The sequence below is a fragment of the Spirosoma luteum DSM 19990 genome, assembly GCF_000374065.1.
GTDB lineage: Bacteria > Bacteroidota > Bacteroidia > Cytophagales > Spirosomataceae > Spirosoma > Spirosoma luteum.
Window position 1 is genome coordinate 1 of sequence record NZ_KB893247.1, and the last position, 19,632, is coordinate 19,632.

Consider the following 19,632-nt stretch of genomic DNA (forward strand, 5'->3'; position numbering starts at 1 on the left):
ATTCGCTCAAAGGTTCCATTACTTTTCCATTGGTCAAAGTAATAATAAACGGCCTGCCAGTGGGGCCATGTAGCGGGCAGGTTACGCCACTGTGTGCCCGTACGCAGCAACCATAAGATGACGTCCACAACCTCTCGAAGGTCAACTTTTCGTTTGCGTTTGAGATTAAAAAAAGGCGAAATTGCGGCCCATTGAGGGTCGGTCAGTGGCTCCCACTGTTTGGTCATTACTTTGCATTTTGGTCGATACAAAGTTGACACGATTCTCAATCCTCTTCAATTCCCAAACACGTTCTTAGGCTTCCATTTCCGGCGTTCCTGTTGACAGGCCAAACGTCTTGGTTGGGCGAGTTTGGGCTTGCATTTCGGGCTTCGGCTGACACGCCAACCGCCCCGACAGGCCGCGTTTTTGTGGGTGTGCCACGTACTTGGGCTACAGGGCAAACGCCCCGACAGGCAGAGTTTATTATAGGCGCGTAAATAAGTCCGTAATATTTTGTCTTTCTCAATGATTTGATTGGCAGGAAGTTGTACGCGTTTTATCATTACATATTTTCTCACGCATCAATAAGTTTGTTAAAAGTAGATGAGAGATTTTTATTACATTCTTGGAATTGAAGCTAATGCTCCTGAACAAGAGATTAAAACTGCTCACAGGAAATTATCTCTGAAATTTCATCCCGATAAAAATAGTGGAGATGATTATTTTGAGAAGAGATTTAGGCAGATACAAGAAGCTTATGAGACGCTTTCTAATCCAAGTAAGCGAATAATTTACGATTCTCAGTTGAGTAGCTACAAAGCTGGAAATGGAAATTCTGAATCATTGAAGAGATATGAGGAAGCCCTGAAGAGAAAATATGAAGAAGAGTTACGCAAAAAAGAAGAAGAGATAAAGCAGAGGTATCAAACACCTGCACAGAGAGCTTTTGAAGAGTTAGAGAAAAAGCGAAAGGAAAATGAAGCAAAAAAACAAGCCGATCAAAAAAGAATAGCCGAAGAGTTGCAAGTTCTTAAAAGTAATCTCGCTCAAAAGGAAAGCTCAGTCGCTACCTTACAGCGAGAGATTGTAGTTTTAAAAAATCGTATCAGTGAATTGAAAATGCGTTTTGATAGTAGTGCTACTGATGAACAAAATACAGACGCTAAGTATGAGGAAAACCCCATATCGTATCCTCATATCTTAGCAGAATTGAACAGGATAAAAAGTAAGGTGCCGATTCAGAGTCGTATTTCTTTTGTTAAAACATTTTTACGTTTTGTTAAAGAACATTCAATTGAAGCCTCTTTTGAGAAGAAACATCCTGATCTAGTTAAATTGATAGTACAGGGAGTAGTCAAGTCTGATCCTTTTGAAGGATTTTACAGAATGTTTCAGAGAAATCCGTTAGTGATTGACAAATTTGAAGCTCAGGTCTTTGCTTATGTTACTTCCACTTCAAATTAAAAGCAGAAATCACATTGCTGTCCGCTCCGCCTGGGCGGCTTGTCGGGCGACAGCTAGCAGGCCGCGAGGTCAGGCGAACAGCCTAACCGTCCATGTGTGTAAAGGCTTGTATCTCACCATCAACCCCCGTTAGCGTTGGGAACTTCCAGTTATACAAATGGCATTTCCGGGTCGCGGTCGACAGGATAGTGAGTTGAACGTGAGCGTTTTTTTGTCTTATTGCACTTGGCTACAGGTCGATGTGGGCTGTATGGAGCGTTTTGCCGCCGTTTTCTTAACCTAAACAGGTGTATGTTATCAACCAACGATTACTCGACACTGACACGTGATGAATTAGTGGCGAAAGCGGCAAAAATGAAATCACAAAAAACTATAACTGCCGTATTAATTGGTCTACTGGTAGGCATCGCTATCTGGTCGGCTACGCACAAAGGTGGTTTTTTCCTCACTGGTGGTTTGTTACTCTCCGCGTTGTGGATTGGTTCCAGCTATTCTAAAAACCTGAAGAACCTCCAGGCGGAAATTAGCAGCAGGGATACTGATCGTTAATTCTCTTTACGTGATCCGTGATCCATTCGCGATGAACAGGAAGCAGCCGTCGCGCGACGTAGCAGCCCATTCAGGCGGAGGTGCTAAAGGGTCAGCGTACCCGAGTTTGATTAGCCTTGCTTCCACCATCAGCCTCCGCTGTTATCGAGTGGGCATGAAAAGCACTGAAAAAACACAAGTCACAGTACGCCGACTATAGTTGTACGGCTTACGATGAACACGCAGGTGCGTTGGTTTTTGGGTGACGAGTGAAAGAAGATTTCAGCGGCCGAGCCAGTCCTTAAACTCCGACATCCGGCTGATGCTGACAAATAGCTCGTGCCGGGCAACAGGCGTCAGGTCCAGTTTCAGCTTGCCCGCCGAATAGGTGTGGATGGTTTGAATAGCCGGTCGGGCCACGAAAAACTGCCGGTTGACCCGGAAAAAATGGTCTGGGTTCAGTAAACTTACCAACTGGTCGAGGCTGTATTCGAGGGGGAGTGACTGCCCTTCGTTGGTCACTAAATAAGTCGCTTTATCTTCCGAGAAAAAGTAAGCAATATCCGCTACTTCCACGCTCTTTATTTTGGTGCCCAGGCTAATCATAAACCGCTTCCGGTAGGTAGCCTGACGCGACTGCTGCATGAACTGAATCAGGGTGTTCAGGTCGGGGCTGGCAGGGGTGTTTTCGCCCGGTGCGGGTACGGCATGAATGAGTTTGAACTTCTCCAGCGCGGCTACCAGTTCGTCGTAGTCCACCGGTTTCAGCAAATAGTCGATGCTGTTCACCTTGAACGCCTTAATCATGTACTCATCGTAAGCGGTCGTGAATATGACCGGGAGCGTCAGATGTAGCTGCTCAAAAATGCCGAACGCCAGTCCGTCTTCCAGGTGAATATCCATAAAGGCGAGGTCGGGTGCCGGGTTCTCACTGAACCACGCCACGGCCTCCGCCACCGAGGGTAGCTGCGTCAGGATGTGGATGGTTTCGTCGTACTGCCTCAGCATCCGCTCCAGTTGCCGGGCGGTGCGGGCTTCGTCTTCGATGATAATTACGTTCATGTTTTAAAGAGCGAATGAGTGAAAGCGTGACAGAGCGAACCGGTTCACTCTTTCGCTTTGTCACTCTTCAACAAAGGGATTTTCACCATAAAACTCCCGGCACGTTCGCCAAACTCAACCGGCTGGTCGGTAAGCAATGAATATCGGTCGGTGATGTTTTTCAGCCCTATTCCCGTTGAGAATTCGGGCTGGTCTCGGGCCTGCAATGGATTCTCGACAATCAGAAAACCAGCCTCGGTGTATATCCGCACCAGCAGGGGTTCTCGTAACGACATCCGGTTGTGCTTCACTGCATTCTCGACCAGCATCTGTAAGGACAGGGGCGCAATGCGGTACTGGTCCCGGATGGCCTGAGGTACATCAATCGTGACGTCGAACTTGTTCTCGAAACGAATTTTGAGCAGAAAGGTGTAGGCCTGAATAAAATCCAGTTCGATAGCGAGCGGCACCAGGTCCTGGTCACGCTGCTCCAGAATGTAACGGTACGCTTTGGATAATTGCTTGATAAACGTTTCGGACAGGTTTGGGTCTTCGTGTACCAGGGAGGTAAGAATGCTCAGGCTGTTGAACAGAAAATGAGGGCTGATCTGATTCTTGAGGGCTTCGAACTGGCTGACTACAGCCCCCTTTTCCAGCCGCTCGGCCCGAAGCTGTACATCTTTCAGTTGCTGGTAAGAGCGGGCATTATTAGTAATGTAAAACGCCGTCAGCATGCTAACAACCGAAAAAGCGTAGCCTACCCGCTGGACAAAAACAAGCGTTTCGGGGGAGATGGCCGGGGCCATATTTCGGGGCAGAATGGCAGGCCACAGGTCAGCAATGAGCGCGATTATACTTCGGGTAAGCTGTTGGAATGTAACAATGTGGAGGGCTGCCAACCCGGTGGAGATAAGAATGGCGAATACCACGGCCAGAAAACTGAATTCGAGCAGAAAATTCTCGCCAAACCGTTCCGTCAGGCGTTGCTGAATGAGATCGATGGCGGAAATCCAGACGAAATAAAAGCAGAATGTCAGGAGGATTATAAGGCAGAGGATGGGAATAACATGGATGATGCCTTCCCCCGTCCGTGCCGACGCGGGTACATTTATGTAGAGAGCGACGGGTAGATACAACAGCAGCAACTGAAGCGACAAAAGCCATTTCTGGCGGGCCGGTAGTCGGTTGGTCATAAGGAAATCAAGTCGGGAACCTGCGAAGATACAGGCTGATGGGTCACCTTCGGGTAGAAAGCGGGCAAACCTCCATTTTTGGTGCCTCGCTGGTTCGTTTGCTGGTATAAAGTCGAAGGTAAGCTCTCTATTTTCTTATTGGCTAGCTTATTCGGAAAGAAGGAATGGCCAGCGATAAAAGGAACAGTCAAGCCGCCTTATGCTTAATAACGATTGTAAAAGTGAATGAACTTGGAGAAAAAGCCAATAAAAAGAGGACGAGTTGTTATTTTTTGGCACTAAACGCAGGTTTTGGCGGGAAGAATGAACCGCACTTCCTTTAGCAAAATGAGTCCTTTGTCACTGATGGACAGGCTTGCAACAGTGAACAGGTAGTCTCAAACTGCCTAATTCAGGCAATCGGCGCACGAACAATGTCCATAACGTTTCGGCCTGTCAGCGGAACCCAACCGGTTAAAGCCGCTGAAGTTCCCGCCAGAATTGCCGGATAAATTCCCGCTCTTCCCTGGACACACCTTCGTGCGCCCGCGCTACCCGGAGCAGGATGCGGATGAACCGCTTCTTGGTTTGCGAATTGAGTTCAACGCGATGCCCAGCCAGTCGGCGCAGGCCGAAGGCACTCGCTTCCTCAACGGATTCGCCAACGTTGTCGCGCAGAAAAAGAGCGCAGATTGATAAGTCACCGTATGGACAATCGCCCAGGAGTTCGCGGGCTACGATAGCCTCCTCTTTTTGAAGTTGTCCATCCAGTTTAGACAGCGCATACACGATGCTGCCTAAGCCTACCGCTACATCGGGTGAATACATAGCCAGTTGAATTGCTCGGTTATACATGTTGTAAGTTGTTTTTTTAGTCCGTTGAAACTTGATCAGGCAAAGGCATGAGCCGCCAGGTGGTGAAACACCCGTTCGTCTAAACGGTAGCGATCGTTGAGGGTCAGGCTACTACGGCCAGTGAACAGGGCATAGTTTACTGCATTATAAAGCAGCCAGTAAGAAGCCGGCGCGTTTAGCATCCGCTCCTCCAGCCGCAGGCGTTCGCGGGCTTGCTTAATCAACTGAGCTGGTACGGGTAACTTCTTCAGCAGGCTCTCGTTAATTGCCGTTGACGTGTCTATCTGCTGGAAATGGTCGTAAACGGTGGCCGTCAGGGTCGATTGATTCGTTAGGTGATCCAGAACCAACTCGCGAAGATGCTCCTGAAACCGGGGAATGGTCAGCGCGCTGTGGTGAATTTTACGAATGTCGGGAGCGGACCGCTTGGTGCGGATTGGGGCCGACTGCGTTTTGATAACCGGCATTTTTTGCTTTCCCTTCGTCCACGGACCCAACCAGCTCTGGTAATTGGCTAAATCCGGAAATGGGTCGGCCCAGCCCAGCAGGCCGTTCTGACATACATTGCGGTACACACTGCTGCCCAGGTGGGTTGATGGGTCCAGTAAAGCCATCAGCGATTGACCCTGAATGCTAAAGGGTGTTTTGCCATTATAACTGTTCGTAATTGTCAAGCTACGCTGAAGCACCTCATTGCCTACCGGGAGAGACGCGGGAAGGATGATACTGATGCTGAACTCACCCGTATTGGTGTGTTTGATCAACAGCTGGTAGTCCGGAATCAACTCATCGATAACCTCCCGAATTGTTTCATTGGGAATAATCGTGTAGTCGGCACTTTGAATACCAAACAGGGTTTTACGCCCGCCCGCCAGTTGGCCCACCACCAATTGCTGTCGGTCGGTGGCAATAATATCATAGTCGGGCAACAGGTCGCTGAGCCAGAGAGGCTGGATGGGGTAACAGATATCCTCCCACTGTTGGGTAAGCTCAGGCTGAGAACTAATATAGGTCATGAAGTTTGCGTCTTGTTTTTTACAGTTGTAAATTTACAGCTACGAAAATAGAAACCAAAACTTTACTACTATGTTTCAGTTTCCCTTATCGAAAATACCGGTTTCGCTGCGGTTCCTTTCAGTCTCCCTGCTGGCGGGTGCCGCGTTAAGCTGGCTATACCGGCGACATCATCTGTCAGAAGAGGGGTCCAAACCAGCCTTATATTTTGACCAATCGTCGGAGTGGCTGGGCATATAGGACACCAGGCTGATTTACCCTGTCAGGCCAAATTAGTACGGGTACTTCGTGCCTCCTGGAACGCAAGGTTATGGACTTTTTAACAGGTAAGCTCACCATGGCTGATCGCTGGCTTCCGGCGGTCTGCCTTATCCTGGTAATGGACACGTGTATGTGTGTCTGCTGGCTGAAAAGGAACGCATCCGGCAAAGTCGTGTGGTGTGCAACACCGAGTGGTACCTGTGTGTTCAGGAGGTACCTGATACGACCAGACTATGGCACCCCGGGCCACTGATTCCAATCAGCGGCACTGCCCTGTCGGTTAACTAACCGGTTTGTTTTCAGGATAGACGCAGGGGATGCGTCATTATGCGTAATGTCAATATACACCGCTTCACAGCCGCTCTAACTACCGGTCTATGAAAACACTCGCTGCACTTCCGCAAAAAATAAAAATGGCCGCTCTGCTGGCCATATTGATGGTACTAATGGTGTTCACGGCCCTGAGTATGCGGTACGCTCTACGGAACATGGACCAAACGCTGACCTCCGTGTACAAGGACCGTCTACAACCAGCCGTTGAACTGGTCTATCTGAATGAGAACCTGTATGCCAAACGACTATTACTGGAAACGTATTTATCTGACCATTCCATGCTGTCAATGAGTGCGCTGCGGGCACAATTGCGGCAAACCACCCAAAACAGCTACCAGCGGATCAATATGTTTGAAAAAACGGAACTCACCGGCCAGGAAGCGCAGCAATTGCACCTGTTTAAAACGAACCTGCGTGCCCAGGTCGACCTGGAACGCAGCATTCTGCAGCTAACGGAAGCCGGGCAGCACCAGCGGGCAGTCGATCTGTTTGAACAGAAAGGGTATCGGCTCTTTCAGCGGGACGTTCGGCTACTCCATGGATTAGTTACGATCCAGCACGAAACCGGGCAACAGGCCGTAGAGACCGCGCACCGACAGGCCGCCGGAGGGACGATAAACACCACGTTTCTTATCGGGTTAGCCATCATTATTGGTCTGCTAATTCAGCAACTACTCGTTAAAAAGACCCAGCAGAAACAATCGGTTGGTTACGGGAATCTCAACTGACGAAGGTCAGCTCAAATCTGTTTGATTGCCAATGGCAACCAGCGTATTCATTGGTACTACTAGTACCGTTAAATGGCTGTTATCATGGCAAATTACTTGATGAATAAGCTCGATTATCAACGGCTACGCAAACGCATTGGCCAAGACAGAACAGAGCAAATACGTCCCGCAGCCAGCTTGTTATGCTAATCCGTCGGGTATCAGAAGTGAAACTCCCTGAACCAGCCAGACACGGCTAAATCATCTGCTCATGGAACAGTCTGCTAAAAAACATTCGCGCTTACAGTCTACCCTGCTGGTTATCGGCCTGTTAGGACTAGTACTGACCAGCATTTTTCTGAGTCGTCGCAGTGTGCATGAGGGTCAGCAAGCATCGGTAGCCATCTATCAGGACCGTCTGGTACCATCGGGTATTCTTGTCAACCTTACATCGGCCATTTACCAAAAACGGCTGGTGCTCGACACCTACGTACTTACAGGGGGGAAGTCAGATACGCGGATGATCAGTTCAGAGCTGGAGCGACTCAACCGACGGATTGATTCCCTGCTGACCGATTTCGAACGCACTAAGTTAACGGTCAGAGAGGGTGACCGGCTTCGGTTGCTGAACGAACGGCTGTCAATCTATAACAGCCTGGAAACCCAGTTGACCACGAATCAACCCAATCAACCCGGTACGCAGCGCACCAGGTTGATTGGTACCAGTAGCGCATCATTTGGACAGGTGACTCAAATGCTCGACGAACTATCGGCTCTGCAACTCACGGTGGGCAATGAACTGCTGAATGAGTCCAGGGGGCAGGCCAACTACATTTATGTGCTAACGGCCCTACAGATTGGGTTGGTGCTGCTGATTGGGGTCAGCCTGTTCTGGCACCGATTTTAAGCAGAACGACTTCTGGGTGGTACAGGACAAAACGGCTCGTCAAACGACAAAAAAACCGGTCCATTAATACTAACGGACCGGTTTTTTTGTCAGGCAAGCTATCAGGGCAATTATGGTTGACCAAATAAATAGTAGCCTGCCAGGAGTTATTTGACGCGTACGGCTGTCGACTCAAACATACTCATCAGCTGACCTTTCAGGTGATCATCATCTACTTTGGCCAGCTCGAGCCCTATCTCTCCGGCCTGAGCCGTATCAAAATGAATGGTGATTTTGTTGCCGGCATCTTCTTCGATTTTCGTGATAGGCATGGCGGGATTGGTGCCCGTCGGATCTTTCAGTTCACCGGTTAGTTTGCCCTCTTTTCGAGTCAGATCTGCCACCATTTTAGCGTCTCCATTTGGGGTGCCCATTATGGTAATTTCCCATTTTCCGGCAAAAAAATCAGTGGGGGGCGTGGTTTGCGAATAGCCCCTGAGGCAAACGCCCAGGAGGAAAACGAACAGGAATAAGCTTACTTTTTTCATAGATATCAATTGTTTAAACGTGAAATTTAAGTGAAAGACGTGTGTTGTTCCGCTACCTGACGCCGTTGAACGTCATGCCCTGAACCTTGAGCGTCAATGACGCAGGCTTCTGGTCGGCTCCCCGGCCGAAACTGAACACCGTTCCATTGTCTCCTTTAAATTCATCGGGTTCCGCGCCGGGCGTTAGTTCTCCTTCATTGGTGCCTGCCTTTATGTGCAGCCTGCCGTTTTTGGGCGTTATTTCAATGTACTCAAACGGCATTCCGGTCATTTTGTACTTCCCCGCGTAATCGGCCAGATTCGGAGCGGACGTGCTTGATGACGGGGTAGCTTTTGTAGCGGTTGCTGCCCGACTGGCAGATTCACTGGTTTTGAATTCCAGGTCAATCAGTACAAACAAAGCCTGCCCAGCCGGAGCCTTATCGTTTTTAAAGACCAGATAAACAGTGTGCAGACCCGTTACCGGCGATAGTTTGGCAATTACCGGCGGGGGCATAGTGGTCATGCTGCCCCCATCCGTTGCTGCTATAAAAGCTGTTTCGCCAATTAGCTTTCCGGTTGGGGTATCCAGGTGGACCTCGATACTGCCACCAGCGGCATTCAACTGTGCTTTTGGTGCTGAAGCCGTAAACATGATTTGGGTAATTCCCGTTAAGTCGATATCGCTGAAGCCGATGTTACCACCTTTCACCGAGGCAATGACAACTGTTCCGTACTTCATGATGCCATCCGACTTGTCGGCGGTTCCGGCGGGTATTTTGGCACTGCGCAGAACCAGCGTTTGCTCGGCCGTAATGGAGGGGATACCCGCATTGCCTTTATCGGTATAGGCGGCCCGAACCACATAACGGCCTGCTCCTTTGTCGCCCGCAGGCAGTGTCATGGCATAGCTTCCTTTAACGGGTAGCGACGGTGCAGCCTGCTTTTTCTCACCCAATCCCAGTATGTAGGATACCATCTCTTGGGCATCGGTCGATGATAGTTGCGGGTGAGCACTCATGGCTACGTCACCCCACACCCCAGCCCCACCGGCAATGACTTTTTTGGCCAGGCGGTCAGCAGCACCGGCATCACCCTTGTATTTAAGGGCTACCTGCTGGTAGGCGGGCCCGACGGATTTTCTCTCAATACTGTGGCAGGCTTTGCAATCATTGGCTTCAATCAGGCTAAGCCCTTTGCCAAGCCGGGCCGTGGCGTCGGCGCTGCGGTGCCCCTGCGCAATGGTGACCAGGTCATAACCCTCGGCCAGATAGTCAATGTTGACCGCTACCTGACCCGGTTTAATTTTCCCATTGGCCAGACTTCCATCTTCTTTGTCCTGCACTTTTACATCGTAGGTGAAGGGTTGACCCGGAAAGAAAAAAGTCTGGTTGCTGTTATTGGAGGCAAACGTCAGTACCGGCTCGTCGTTACCCGCCATGATGTCGAGGGATCGACTGCTGCTACCGCCTTTACCGTCGGTTACCGTCAGCGTGGCTTTGTACACCCCGGCTTTGTCGAACGCAACGGTTGGGTTGGCTTCCTTAAACGTGCGGGTTGCACCGCCAGCCGCAGGCGTTACCGTCCAGACGTAGGTGAGCGCATCGTTGTCGAAGTCTTTCGTACCCGCTGATGACAGTTTGGCTTTGAAGGGAATCGCTCCGCCTTTTCTGGCCGTGGCAACTTCCACAATGGGCTTGCGGTTACCGCCATTGTACTCAATGCGAATCAGCCGGGCATCGTCATTCTGGGTAAACCAGCCGCTGCCATATTCCAGCATGTACAAATCACCTTCGGGGCCAAACTCCATATCCGTGGGATTGGAGAATTTATAGCTTGGCATGACCCGTTCCATACCCGCGTACTGACCATCCTTGTCCAGCATAACGGCCATCAGCCAGCCCCGCATCCACTCGTAGGTCAGGAGTTTGCCGTCGTAATAATCTGGGAAAGGACGTTTAGCCCCGCCGAACTGGTCCTTATGATACACCGGACCCGCCATGGCCGACCGGCCACCGGCTCCCACTATCGGAAACTCGGTGGATTCGGCGTAGGGATACCAGATAAAGGCTTTCTGTGCCGGAGGTAACTCGTTCTGCCCCGTGTTATTAACGGATTTGTTGATCGGCCGGGCCGGGTCGTACAACGCGCCAGACTGTTTGGTCGCAAAATCATACTGATGATAGGCTTTATTGTCGCCCACAAAATAAGGCCAGCCGAAATTACCGGCCTTGCGGGCCTGTCCTACTTCGTCCTGCCCGGCGGGGCCACGGGTGGAGTCAGGCTTGGACGCATCGGGGCCAATGTCGCCCCAGTACAGAAAATCAGTTTTAGGGTCTACCGAGATGCGGAACGGGTTCCGGTGGCCCATGGTGTAGATTTCGGGCCTTGTTTTCTCCGTTCCTTTAGGAAACAGGTTTCCCTCTGGAATGGTATAAGTACCATCGGCTTCGGGGTGAATCCGGATGATTTTGCCGCGCAGGTCGTTCGTATTGGCCGATGTCATCTGGGCGTCGAACGGCGAACGGCCCGGCCGTTCGTCTGATGGGCTGTAGCCGTTGGATTGCTGCGGATTGATGTTATCGCCGGTAGAGAGAAACAGGTTGCCGTGCGCATCGAAGGTCAATGAACCACCCGCGTGGCCGCTGATTTCGCGTTGGGTGGCTACTTCCAGAATGACTTTTTTCGAGGCCAGGACCAGTTCATCACCTTTCAGCTCATAGCGCGCCAGGATGTTTTTCGCTTCGTTTCCTTCGGGCGAGTAATACAGGTAAATCCAGTGATTCTGCGAAAAGGCAGGGTCTTTCGTTATCCCTAGCAAGCCCCCTTCATCTTCACCCACTTTGCCTTCTTTGTCAGTAACTTTCGTATTGACCGGAATGGTGGTAATGGTGCTGAGCTTACCGGTCGAAGGGCTGAATAGTTTAACTGCTCCATGCCGTTCTACCAGCAGCACACGGCTGTCCGGCAGTACGGTTAGCTCCATTGGCTCGTTGAGCTTCTCGGCCAGCACAACTTTGGTAAACCGGTTCTCTTCGGGTAATAGTTTGGTTTTGGTTTTGGTGTAGTCTAACGGCTTCGGTGCGTCACTACCCATTACGTACTGTAAACCCGCCCCCAGGTGCCGCAGAAACAGCGGTTCTGAGAAAGTTGCATCGGTGTGGCCACCAGCCGTATAGAATGAACGGCCTCCGTCAAATTCCTGATACCACGCCATCGGATGATTACCGCCGTTGGTGCCACCCTTGTAGGTCTTTTCATCAATAGTCAGCAATACATTGAGGTTCGGGCTGATGGTTTTATACGAATAAAATTCATCTTCCCGCTCCCAGCGTTCGGGCAGGAAACTGGTTGCCGGGTTATTTTTATCCGCTACGACGAAGGTGCCTTTCTGCACATTGTCCGGCATGGGGTGGTTCGAAAACCAGGCTCCGGCCAGTTTATTATACCAGGGCCAGTCATATTCGGTATCGGCAGCCGCGTGAATGCCCAGATAGCCGCCACCCGCCTGAATATAGCGTTCGAAGGCATTTTGCTGCTGCGAATTGAGTACATCGCCAGTGGTACTCAGAAAGACGACTGCCCGGTAACGCTTTAAATTTTCTTCGGTAAAACGGCTCGCATTTTCGGTGGTGTCAACAGCAAATCCCTGCGCCTTACCCAGTTGGAAAATAGCCTTTTGACCCGCTCCAATGGACGCGTGGCGGAAGGCAGCTGTCTTGCTAAACACAAGAATTCGGGGTGGCTCATTGACAGCCACGTACGACCATAGGCCGGTGGCCAGGATGCCGGTTAGCACCGTTCCGGCCAGCCACCGGAGCGACATAGGAATACGATAAATCATTGGTATTGGGTTGATTGGGAAAGAAATAGAGTACGAGTGATTTTTAAACCGTACTACTTACGGAATAAAGGTAAGGTGAATATTTTATATTTGGTAAAATATACGGAATAAGTTTTTTTAACTTTGACGAATGAACTCGGAAGAAGAAGTAGCGGAATTTGTTAAGAATGGCCATCGGCAGTACCTGCCCCACGTAACCATTGATCCGGTTATTTTCGGCTACCACAATCAGCAACTCAGGATTTTGCTCCTGAAATGGAAAGGACAAAACGGCTGGGGGTTGCCGGGTGGTTTTATTCAGCGGAGAGAACCGCTCAGTCAGGCGGCTCATCGTATCCTGCAGGAACGTACCGGACTTGGCAACTTATTCCTGCAGCAGTTCCATGTTTTCGGCGATTCGCCCTACCGGCTTCAGGAGCGTAGTGCCCACGAGTTCAGAGAAAATTATGGCATCGCTGTGGATGACGATAACTGGTTGTTTGAACGGACGTTGTCGATCGGTTATTTTGCGCTGGTGGATTATTCGAAGGTCAGCGTCACAACGGATTTTTTCACCGAAGATTACCAGTGGCAGGATGTCAACGACATACCCACTCTCTTGTTCGACCATAACGAGGCCGTGGCAAAAGCACTGACAACGCTTCGTCTCCAGATTTATCACCAGCCGATTGGGTTTAACCTGTTACCCGAAAAATTTACCCTGCCGGAAATGCACACCCTGTACGAGACTATTTTGGGTAAGGTGCTGGATCAGCGGAATTTCGCCAAAAAGCTCGTGAGCTTAGGGTTAATCACAAAACTAGCCGAGCAGCGGGCTATTGGTCCCCATCGGTCTCCTTACCTATATCAATTCAATAAGGAAACCTATGAGGAGGCACTGAAACAGGGAATTGTGCATACCTACTGAACAACAAAACTCTCATTGGGATTGGCCTGCACCACAAAGGTTCTGGTCAGGGTTTCGCTGCCCGTTGTCAGCATCAACCGAAAGGTTCCGTTGCCTAAACCCGATACATCAAATTGCTGACTGATTCCTTTTCCCAGGGCTACATGCTGGGTGTAAATGGCCTGGCCATCAGCGTCAAGGATTACCACCTGACCCTTGGTCTGTATGGGCTGAATATAGAGTTTGATTTTGTGTGCAGCAGTCATCGTTACGCGGGCCTGAGCCGTTTCGGGTGTGGCAGTTGGTTGATGGGCAAACGATGCGGTAGTGGCTACCAGTCCCAGCATCAGCATAAGTACTTTTTTCATGGCTATTTTTAGTTAAATGGTTGATTTTCCTTTTTGGTGATACAAAGTTGCCACCCGGTTGGTAAGCCGGAAAAAGTAAGATGATGAGTGCCTGAATCAGGTAGATGAGTGCAGGTTTTAGACGGATGAGCCAGGAATGTATCTTGCTGGGTACTTGATAGACAGGTGCTTATCTTTAAGGGGTTTGTCAAAAAATCGAGTTGGTAGAAGATGTACAAGTAATCTAATCAGATTCTAAGGAGTTACTCAGTACTCGTTAAGGTTAGTACTGTTTATTCGTGTAGTAGTGCCCCATCAGCGGTCACTGCCTAAACGATTCAATCCTTATGAAAAATAACCCAAAACTTATTTTTGTGCTTTATGGAGTCATTGTGCTGCTGCTGTTCGGGGGAGCCTATCTGCTGTACAAGAATGCACAGTACCACAAGGAGTTTGCGCAGGAACGCAGCGAAACGCGGGCGATGGTACGAACGAACCAGTTGCAGAACGACCAGCAACAACTGATGTTTGGTATAAAAACCTTTGCGTGGGCCGTTCGAAATGCGCTTTTACAAAATAAACCGGGGGAGATAAACGAATACTTCAACACGCTGGTGAAAGACCGGGGCATCAAAGAAATGCTGCTGGTAGGTAATGATGGGAACGTGATGATTTCGACCAACAAGAAGAATCAGGGCATCGCGTTCACCGACCGGTTTCCGGGTTATCTGCTTCAGCGGGAAGAGGTCTATTTTGGCGATAAAACGCCCTACGAATTATCGGCTCCCATTACGGCTCCCAACAAGCGGCTTGGCACCCTGGTGATGTTCTACAGCCCCGCCCCGGTACTGCCCGACACGCTGGCCGGATACAGCAATAACTAAGGGACTCACCATTTATAAGCGTAACAGCCTCCAGCTGCCGTATTGCCAGCCCGTAGTTATCCCTCCCAATTGCCGAAGGCGGGCGCAGGAGCGTTACCGATTTGCCCGGTGCGGGCCACTGGCCAAAGTACACTAAAACAATGGTGGTGACAGGTCTGGGAGCTGGAAACGGGTTTATCGGCTGAGCTTTTACAACCTGCGTACCTAACAAACGGCTGATTATGTGGGTTGTGTTTAGGGACAACCGTAGTTACAAATCAGGATTTACCAACTACTGCTTTATGAATAATATGCTTTTACTGGGCTCTTTTCTTCAACCTGACAGGGTAAATCAACCGCCATTTACCATCAATGACGGCATTACGTTGTTTTGGGGTACCATTCGTGATTTCCTGAAAGGAACGGCCGAGCGGCTGCCTTATCTCATCGTGGGTGTTTTTGTCTTTTTGTTCTTCTGGCTACTGAGCAGACTCATACGGAAAGGCATCAATAATTTAGCCAAACGCTCGGACTCTATCAACGATATGCTGGCTAGTCTGATTAGCCGTATTGTGGGAGCTCTGGTAAGCGTTTTCGGCTTTCTGATGGCGTGCGTTGTCATTATACCCTCATTTAAGCCCGGCGATATCATTGCGGGTCTGGGCATATCGACTGTAGCCATTGGGTTTGCCTTCAAGGATATTCTGCAAAACTACTTTGCCGGATTGCTCATTCTATGGCGACAACCGTTCAAAGTAGGGGACCAAATTCGGGTCAAGGATTTTGAAGGTACCGTTGAAGATATCAATATGCGCTCTACCCGCCTGAAAACCTACGATGGCGAACGGGCTATTTTGCCCAATGGCGATGTGTACACCAGCGTTATGCTCGTTAAAACTGCTTACGACAAACGCCGGGTGAAGTTTGTGGTGGGCATCGGCTACCCCGACTCCATTGAAGAAGCCCGGCAGGTGATTCATACCGTTCTGGATGGGATAGAAGGTGTGCTGAAAGAACCAGCTCCCTGGGTATACGTAACCGAGCTGGCGGGGTCGTCGGTTAACCTGACGGTTTTTTTCTGGACGGAATCACACCAGGCCAACGTGCTGAAAGTCAGTGATCAGGTGGTGACCGGAATTAAGCTGGCCCTGGACGAAGCCAGTATCGACATGCCTTTCCCGCACACAGTTGTTCTGCTGGAACAACAGCCTCAGGGACCGGCTGTTCTGTCGCGTCCACCCGCAAAAAAACAACAGATTACGGGCATAAACGGGCAAACTGATGGATGATGTTCTGCACACGCTTCACGGTTGGGTTTTTAAAGGCTGGGGACCCGTTTGGCGGGTCATGTTCGTAGGCATACTGGCTTACGCCGGGTTGCTGGCTTTCCTGCGCCTTTCGGGAAAACGTACCCTGTCCAAGATGAATGCCTTCGACCTGGTGGTTACGGTAGCCCTTGGCTCCACGCTGTCAACCATCATCATGTCGAAACAAACAGGACTGGCCGACGGGCTGACGGCGCTGGGATTACTCATTGTGCTTCAGTTCTGTGTGGCGTGGCTGTCTGTCCGGTGGCCCTGGTTTCGGGACGCGATAAAGAGTGAGCCGACGCTGCTGTACTACCAGGGAGACTTTCTGCATCGGGCTTTACGACGGGAGCGGGTGACGGAAAACGAAGTACGCGCGGCTATGCGGGGTTCGGGCGTGGCGCACCCTGGCAAAAATACCGCCGTGGTACTGGAAACAGACGGGTCATTTACCGTAACCCAGGGCGATAACCTCAATCAGTCGTTTAGCCTCCAGAGTGCAAAAGGCCCGGCTGGCAATGACTCCGCACCAAACTAATACATTCGTATGGAACAGACACCTTCCTTCGCGCGCCGGGTTGCCACAGCAGCTTTCATCAGCCTGCTCATGCTCGCCCTGTTTCTGCTGGTTGGTTACGCGGCTAACTTCTTCTTTCTGGTTTTCGGGGGTATCATCTTCGCCGTAGTTATCAGTGCATTGAGTCACTTTGTCAGCGATAAAACCTCGCTTTCCTATAGCCTCTCTGTCGCACTGGTACTGGTACTGCTGGCGGTGTTGATTGGCGGCACTATCTGGTTGCTGGCCCCGGTCGTTAGCCAGCAGGCCGACGAACTGGCTACCTCCCTGCCGAAGGCATTTGATCAGCTCAGGCGTACGCTGTCGCAAACAAAATGGGGGCAAAAACTGCTGGCCGGTATTCCCCAAAATCCCGGTCAGCTGTTATCGTCCGACAACCTGGGTAAGGGAGTTTTGTCGCAGATGACGGGCGTTTTCTCCAGTACACTGGGCGGGCTGGTAAACATTCTGATTGTGGTGATTACGGGTATTTACCTCGCGTCCAGCCCTGATAATTATCGGAAGGGGTTTGTAAAACTGTTTAACCCAACGTATCGAAACCGCCTGCTAAACGTAATGGACAAGTGCTACGATACGCTGAAAAACTGGTTTATCAGTCGGTCAATTACCATGACCGTTGTAGGCGTCGTAACGGGGGCAGGTCTGGCTATCCTGGGCGTTCCGTTTGCCATTGTGCTGGGTATCATAGCGGGCATACTCAATTTTATTCCTAATCTCGGTCCCTACATTGCCTTGGCCCCGGCCCTGCTGGTGGCCTTGCCGGGAGGCATCTCGCAGGTACTCTACGTGTTCATCCTGTACATGGGGGTACAATCCCTGGAGGGGTATGTGCTGACGCCTTTGCTCGACAAAAAATTCGTGTCGCTGCCACCCGCGTTGCTATTGTTCGGCCAGGTGCTGTTGGGTGTTCTGGTAGGGCTGGCGGGGGTGTTGTTTGCCTCCCCCCTCATTGCCGTACTGCTTGTTATTGTGCAGGAACTGTACATAAAAGACCGCCTGGAGAAGCAGCGTTGATGCAGCTGTGGCGGGTAGTGTTAAGGAAATTCTAAGATTTCTCTAAGCCGACTTTAAGCTCCCCGGGACACCTTGCCCACAGAATATATTATCACTCAACCCAACGATTATGAAAAGTCTGATTATTGCCGCAGCGCTATTGCTGACGGCCAGCCTGACACAGGCCCAAAACGTGACGGTAGACGCCGAGAAAAAACTGAATTTTGACTTCAGTAAATACAAAACATTCGCCTGGGCCTCGCAGGTGGATAACAAACTCGATCCGGGATTTTACTTCCTCAATGACCTTGAACTGAAAAAGCGAATCCGGGATGCTGTGAAATCTGAACTGGAAGGCCGGGGCTACAAGTACCAGCGACGGGCTCCCGATTTAATCGTGAATTTCCGGGTATTCGATAAGCCAACTACTATTACTGGCTACACAAGTTATGGGACCACTTATTTCGGAACAGAACTGCGCGACCCGGAAGACCAGAAAACGTTCGACGTAAAAGCCGGATCAATCATTGTCAATCTAATTGATGTGAAAACGGGGCAGGCGGTGTGGCGTGGGCTGGCATCGGGTATTACCAGCGATAATGGATTTGACCGCGACCAGAACAAAATCAAGCAGGCCGTTAATCTGATTTTTGAAAAGTACGCTTACCGGGCCGACAAGTACTAATCTGTTCTGTCGACAGCCCGAAATGGTGGTTTACCCAGGATGGGCAGACCACCATTTTTTTACTAGCGAACCAGCGAAAAAAAGGGAAACCGATTTTCTTTAGAACGATACGCCCCTTCGATAGTTAACAGATTATACAATAACTATACAATTTAACGCTATGACAGACCAACAAACGACCGATACCGTACTGGAAAATGTTAATAAGGCTACCCTGCTCGAACTGGCCGGTCGCACCCATAAACAGTCCATCTCTATTTTTATTCCTACGCATCAGCGCGGGAAAGAAGTAAATGAAGGGCAGGATCATATCGTCTTCAAAAATCACGTTCAGCGTGTGCGGCAAACGCTCGAGAACCAGGCGCTACGCAGTAATGAGGTGAATGACCTGGTGCAACCGCTGGAAGCATTGCTGGACGACAGCCAGTTCTGGCGGCATCAGCAGGAGGGGCTGGCGGTGTTCAGGAGTCCCGATTTCTTTGCGTATTTTCAAAGCCCGCTGCCGCTGGAAAGCAGCAGTCAGGTTGACAGCCGGTTTCACATCAGTCCGTTATTGCCCTTCGCCCAGCGTTCTCCGGCCTATTACCTGTTGCAGGTTGGAAAGAATGGCATCAAACTCTACAAGGCCGATGCCTTCACGATTACCGAAGTTAATGCGACCGACGCCATGCCATCGGGGCTGGATGCCGTAACGAAATACTATGAGTTTGAGGAACAGTTGCAGGGTCGTACAAAAGGTACGGGCGGATCTATGCCCATGTATACCAGCAGCCAGGATGCCGACAATAAAGAGAAAGATCACCTCCTGGCCGACTATTTCCGACTCATTGACGCGGCCATTGTTGGGGTGATAGGCACGCAGAATCTACCCCTGGTGCTGGCTTCAGTGGAGTATTTTCAGCCGATCTACCGGGGTATCAACACGTACCCGCACCTGCAGGAAAAAAGCCTGACCGGCAACTTTGACCATACGCAGCCCCACGAAATGCACCAGATGGCGCAGGAGTTGCTGGGCAATTCCATCGAACAGGAAAAAAAGCGCCGTATCGAACAATATCAGAACAGCAGCGGGGGCGATCTGGTATCGAGTGACATGAAGCAGTTGCTGAAAGCTTCGGTGAAAGGGCAAATCGAGACGCTGTTTCTGAAAAAAGGAGCCCACGTATGGGGAAGCCTGAAAGAAGATACCCTGCGGACATCCATCCACGACGAAAAGCAGGATGGCGATGAGCTGCTAATTGATAACCTGGCGCTGCACACCCTCCGCAACGGTGGGGAAGTGTATGTGCTGGATGAAATCGATCTGCTCCCCAATCAGCAGGACGTTATGGCGACCGCCCTGTTCCGGTTTTAACAGATC

At 50.4% G+C, this 19,632-nt stretch carries 21 protein-coding genes; 12 read left to right on the top strand and 9 right to left on the bottom strand.

Annotated elements, in window-relative coordinates; translation table 11 throughout:
• Both B156_RS0106715 and B156_RS32375 read right to left on the bottom strand, forming a co-directional pair.
• A partial coding sequence (locus tag B156_RS0106715; RefSeq protein ID WP_018618896.1) for a transposase occupies positions 1 to 227 on the bottom strand: 227 nt, incomplete at its 3' end.
• A gap of 67 nt (positions 228 to 294) precedes the next feature.
• Positions 295 to 423, bottom strand: coding sequence for a hypothetical protein (locus B156_RS32375; RefSeq protein ID WP_281167488.1), 129 nt, complete (start codon positions 421 to 423; stop codon positions 295 to 297).
• A 162-nt stretch (positions 424 to 585) separates the two neighbouring features.
• On the opposite strand from B156_RS32375, the gene B156_RS0106720 reads away from it, so the two are divergent.
• Positions 586 to 1,446 carry a DnaJ domain-containing protein gene (locus B156_RS0106720; protein WP_018618897.1) on the top strand — a complete coding sequence of 287 codons (861 nt, stop codon included), beginning with the start codon at positions 586 to 588 and terminating at the stop codon, positions 1,444 to 1,446.
• A gap of 291 nt (positions 1,447 to 1,737) precedes the next feature.
• Positions 1,738 to 1,995: a hypothetical protein gene (locus tag B156_RS0106725; RefSeq protein ID WP_018618898.1), complete on the top strand. Its 258-nt coding sequence runs from the start codon at positions 1,738 to 1,740 to the stop codon at positions 1,993 to 1,995.
• A gap of 261 nt (positions 1,996 to 2,256) precedes the next feature.
• Here the strand turns inward: B156_RS0106725 and B156_RS0106730 are convergent, their stop codons facing one another.
• The 4 genes from B156_RS0106730 to B156_RS0106745 all read right to left on the bottom strand — a co-directional run bounded on the left by B156_RS0106730 (position 2,257) and on the right by B156_RS0106745 (position 6,058).
• Entirely contained in the window at positions 2,257 to 3,036 is a 780-nt protein-coding gene (locus B156_RS0106730) for a LytR/AlgR family response regulator transcription factor (RefSeq protein WP_018618899.1), read from the bottom strand.
• Between the two features lie 44 nt (positions 3,037 to 3,080).
• Entirely contained in the window at positions 3,081 to 4,208 is a 1,128-nt protein-coding gene (locus B156_RS0106735) for a sensor histidine kinase (protein WP_018618900.1), read from the bottom strand.
• Positions 4,209 to 4,661: 453 nt separating this feature from the next.
• Positions 4,662 to 5,042, bottom strand: coding sequence for a tellurite resistance TerB family protein (locus B156_RS0106740; RefSeq protein WP_018618901.1), 381 nt, complete (start codon positions 5,040 to 5,042; stop codon positions 4,662 to 4,664).
• Between the two features lie 35 nt (positions 5,043 to 5,077).
• Positions 5,078 to 6,058 (bottom strand): hypothetical protein, encoded by a 981-nt coding sequence (locus tag B156_RS0106745; RefSeq protein ID WP_018618902.1) that lies wholly within the window; start codon positions 6,056 to 6,058, stop codon positions 5,078 to 5,080.
• A gap of 70 nt (positions 6,059 to 6,128) precedes the next feature.
• Between B156_RS0106745 and B156_RS31270 the strand changes: the two genes are divergently transcribed.
• The 3 genes from B156_RS31270 to B156_RS0106760 all read left to right on the top strand — a co-directional run bounded on the left by B156_RS31270 (position 6,129) and on the right by B156_RS0106760 (position 8,264).
• Positions 6,129 to 6,296: a hypothetical protein gene (locus B156_RS31270; RefSeq protein WP_018618903.1), complete on the top strand. Its 168-nt coding sequence runs from the start codon at positions 6,129 to 6,131 to the stop codon at positions 6,294 to 6,296.
• Positions 6,297 to 6,694: 398 nt separating this feature from the next.
• Entirely contained in the window at positions 6,695 to 7,378 is a 684-nt protein-coding gene (locus B156_RS0106755) for an MCP four helix bundle domain-containing protein (RefSeq protein ID WP_084757673.1), read from the top strand.
• Positions 7,379 to 7,628: 250 nt separating this feature from the next.
• The gene (locus B156_RS0106760) at positions 7,629 to 8,264 is read left to right on the top strand and encodes an MCP four helix bundle domain-containing protein (RefSeq protein WP_018618905.1); all 636 of its coding nucleotides are present in this window, start codon (positions 7,629 to 7,631) and stop codon (positions 8,262 to 8,264) included.
• Between the two features lie 146 nt (positions 8,265 to 8,410).
• Here the strand turns inward: B156_RS0106760 and B156_RS0106765 are convergent, their stop codons facing one another.
• Positions 8,411 to 8,791, bottom strand: a complete 381-nt coding sequence (locus tag B156_RS0106765) for a hypothetical protein (protein ID WP_018618906.1) — start codon at positions 8,789 to 8,791, stop codon at positions 8,411 to 8,413.
• A 52-nt stretch (positions 8,792 to 8,843) separates the two neighbouring features.
• Positions 8,844 to 12,614: a ThuA domain-containing protein gene (locus tag B156_RS0106770; protein ID WP_018618907.1), complete on the bottom strand. Its 3,771-nt coding sequence runs from the start codon at positions 12,612 to 12,614 to the stop codon at positions 8,844 to 8,846.
• Positions 12,615 to 12,744: 130 nt separating this feature from the next.
• Here B156_RS0106770 and B156_RS0106775 point away from each other — a divergent pair, with 130 nt between their 5' ends.
• Positions 12,745 to 13,521, top strand: a complete 777-nt coding sequence (locus tag B156_RS0106775) for an NUDIX hydrolase (protein ID WP_018618908.1) — start codon at positions 12,745 to 12,747, stop codon at positions 13,519 to 13,521.
• Here the strand turns inward: B156_RS0106775 and B156_RS0106780 are convergent.
• On the bottom strand, positions 13,515 to 13,868 hold the full coding sequence (locus tag B156_RS0106780) for a hypothetical protein (protein ID WP_018618909.1): 354 nt from the start codon (positions 13,866 to 13,868) through the stop codon (positions 13,515 to 13,517). The genes B156_RS0106775 and B156_RS0106780 overlap by 7 nt on opposite strands.
• Positions 13,869 to 14,194: 326 nt before the next feature.
• Here B156_RS0106780 and B156_RS0106785 point away from each other — a divergent pair, with 326 nt between their 5' ends.
• The 6 genes from B156_RS0106785 to B156_RS0106810 all read left to right on the top strand — a co-directional run bounded on the left by B156_RS0106785 (position 14,195) and on the right by B156_RS0106810 (position 19,626).
• Complete coding sequence (locus tag B156_RS0106785) at positions 14,195 to 14,731, top strand: hypothetical protein (protein ID WP_018618910.1); 537 nt, start codon at positions 14,195 to 14,197, stop codon at positions 14,729 to 14,731.
• Positions 14,732 to 15,012: 281 nt separating this feature from the next.
• The gene (locus B156_RS0106790) at positions 15,013 to 15,999 is read left to right on the top strand and encodes a mechanosensitive ion channel family protein (protein ID WP_245563697.1); all 987 of its coding nucleotides are present in this window, start codon (positions 15,013 to 15,015) and stop codon (positions 15,997 to 15,999) included.
• Positions 15,992 to 16,555 (top strand): DUF421 domain-containing protein, encoded by a 564-nt coding sequence (locus B156_RS0106795; RefSeq protein WP_018618912.1) that lies wholly within the window; start codon positions 15,992 to 15,994, stop codon positions 16,553 to 16,555. Before B156_RS0106790 ends, B156_RS0106795 begins: the two co-directional genes overlap by 8 nt.
• Before the next feature lie 9 nt (positions 16,556 to 16,564).
• Positions 16,565 to 17,608, top strand: coding sequence for an AI-2E family transporter (locus tag B156_RS0106800; RefSeq protein ID WP_018618913.1), 1,044 nt, complete (start codon positions 16,565 to 16,567; stop codon positions 17,606 to 17,608).
• Positions 17,609 to 17,717: 109 nt separating this feature from the next.
• Positions 17,718 to 18,272, top strand: coding sequence for a DUF4136 domain-containing protein (locus B156_RS0106805; protein WP_018618914.1), 555 nt, complete (start codon positions 17,718 to 17,720; stop codon positions 18,270 to 18,272).
• Between the two features lie 160 nt (positions 18,273 to 18,432).
• Complete coding sequence (locus B156_RS0106810; protein ID WP_018618915.1) at positions 18,433 to 19,626, top strand: baeRF7 domain-containing protein; 1,194 nt, start codon at positions 18,433 to 18,435, stop codon at positions 19,624 to 19,626.
• The last annotated feature ends 6 nt before the right edge of the window (positions 19,627 to 19,632 follow it).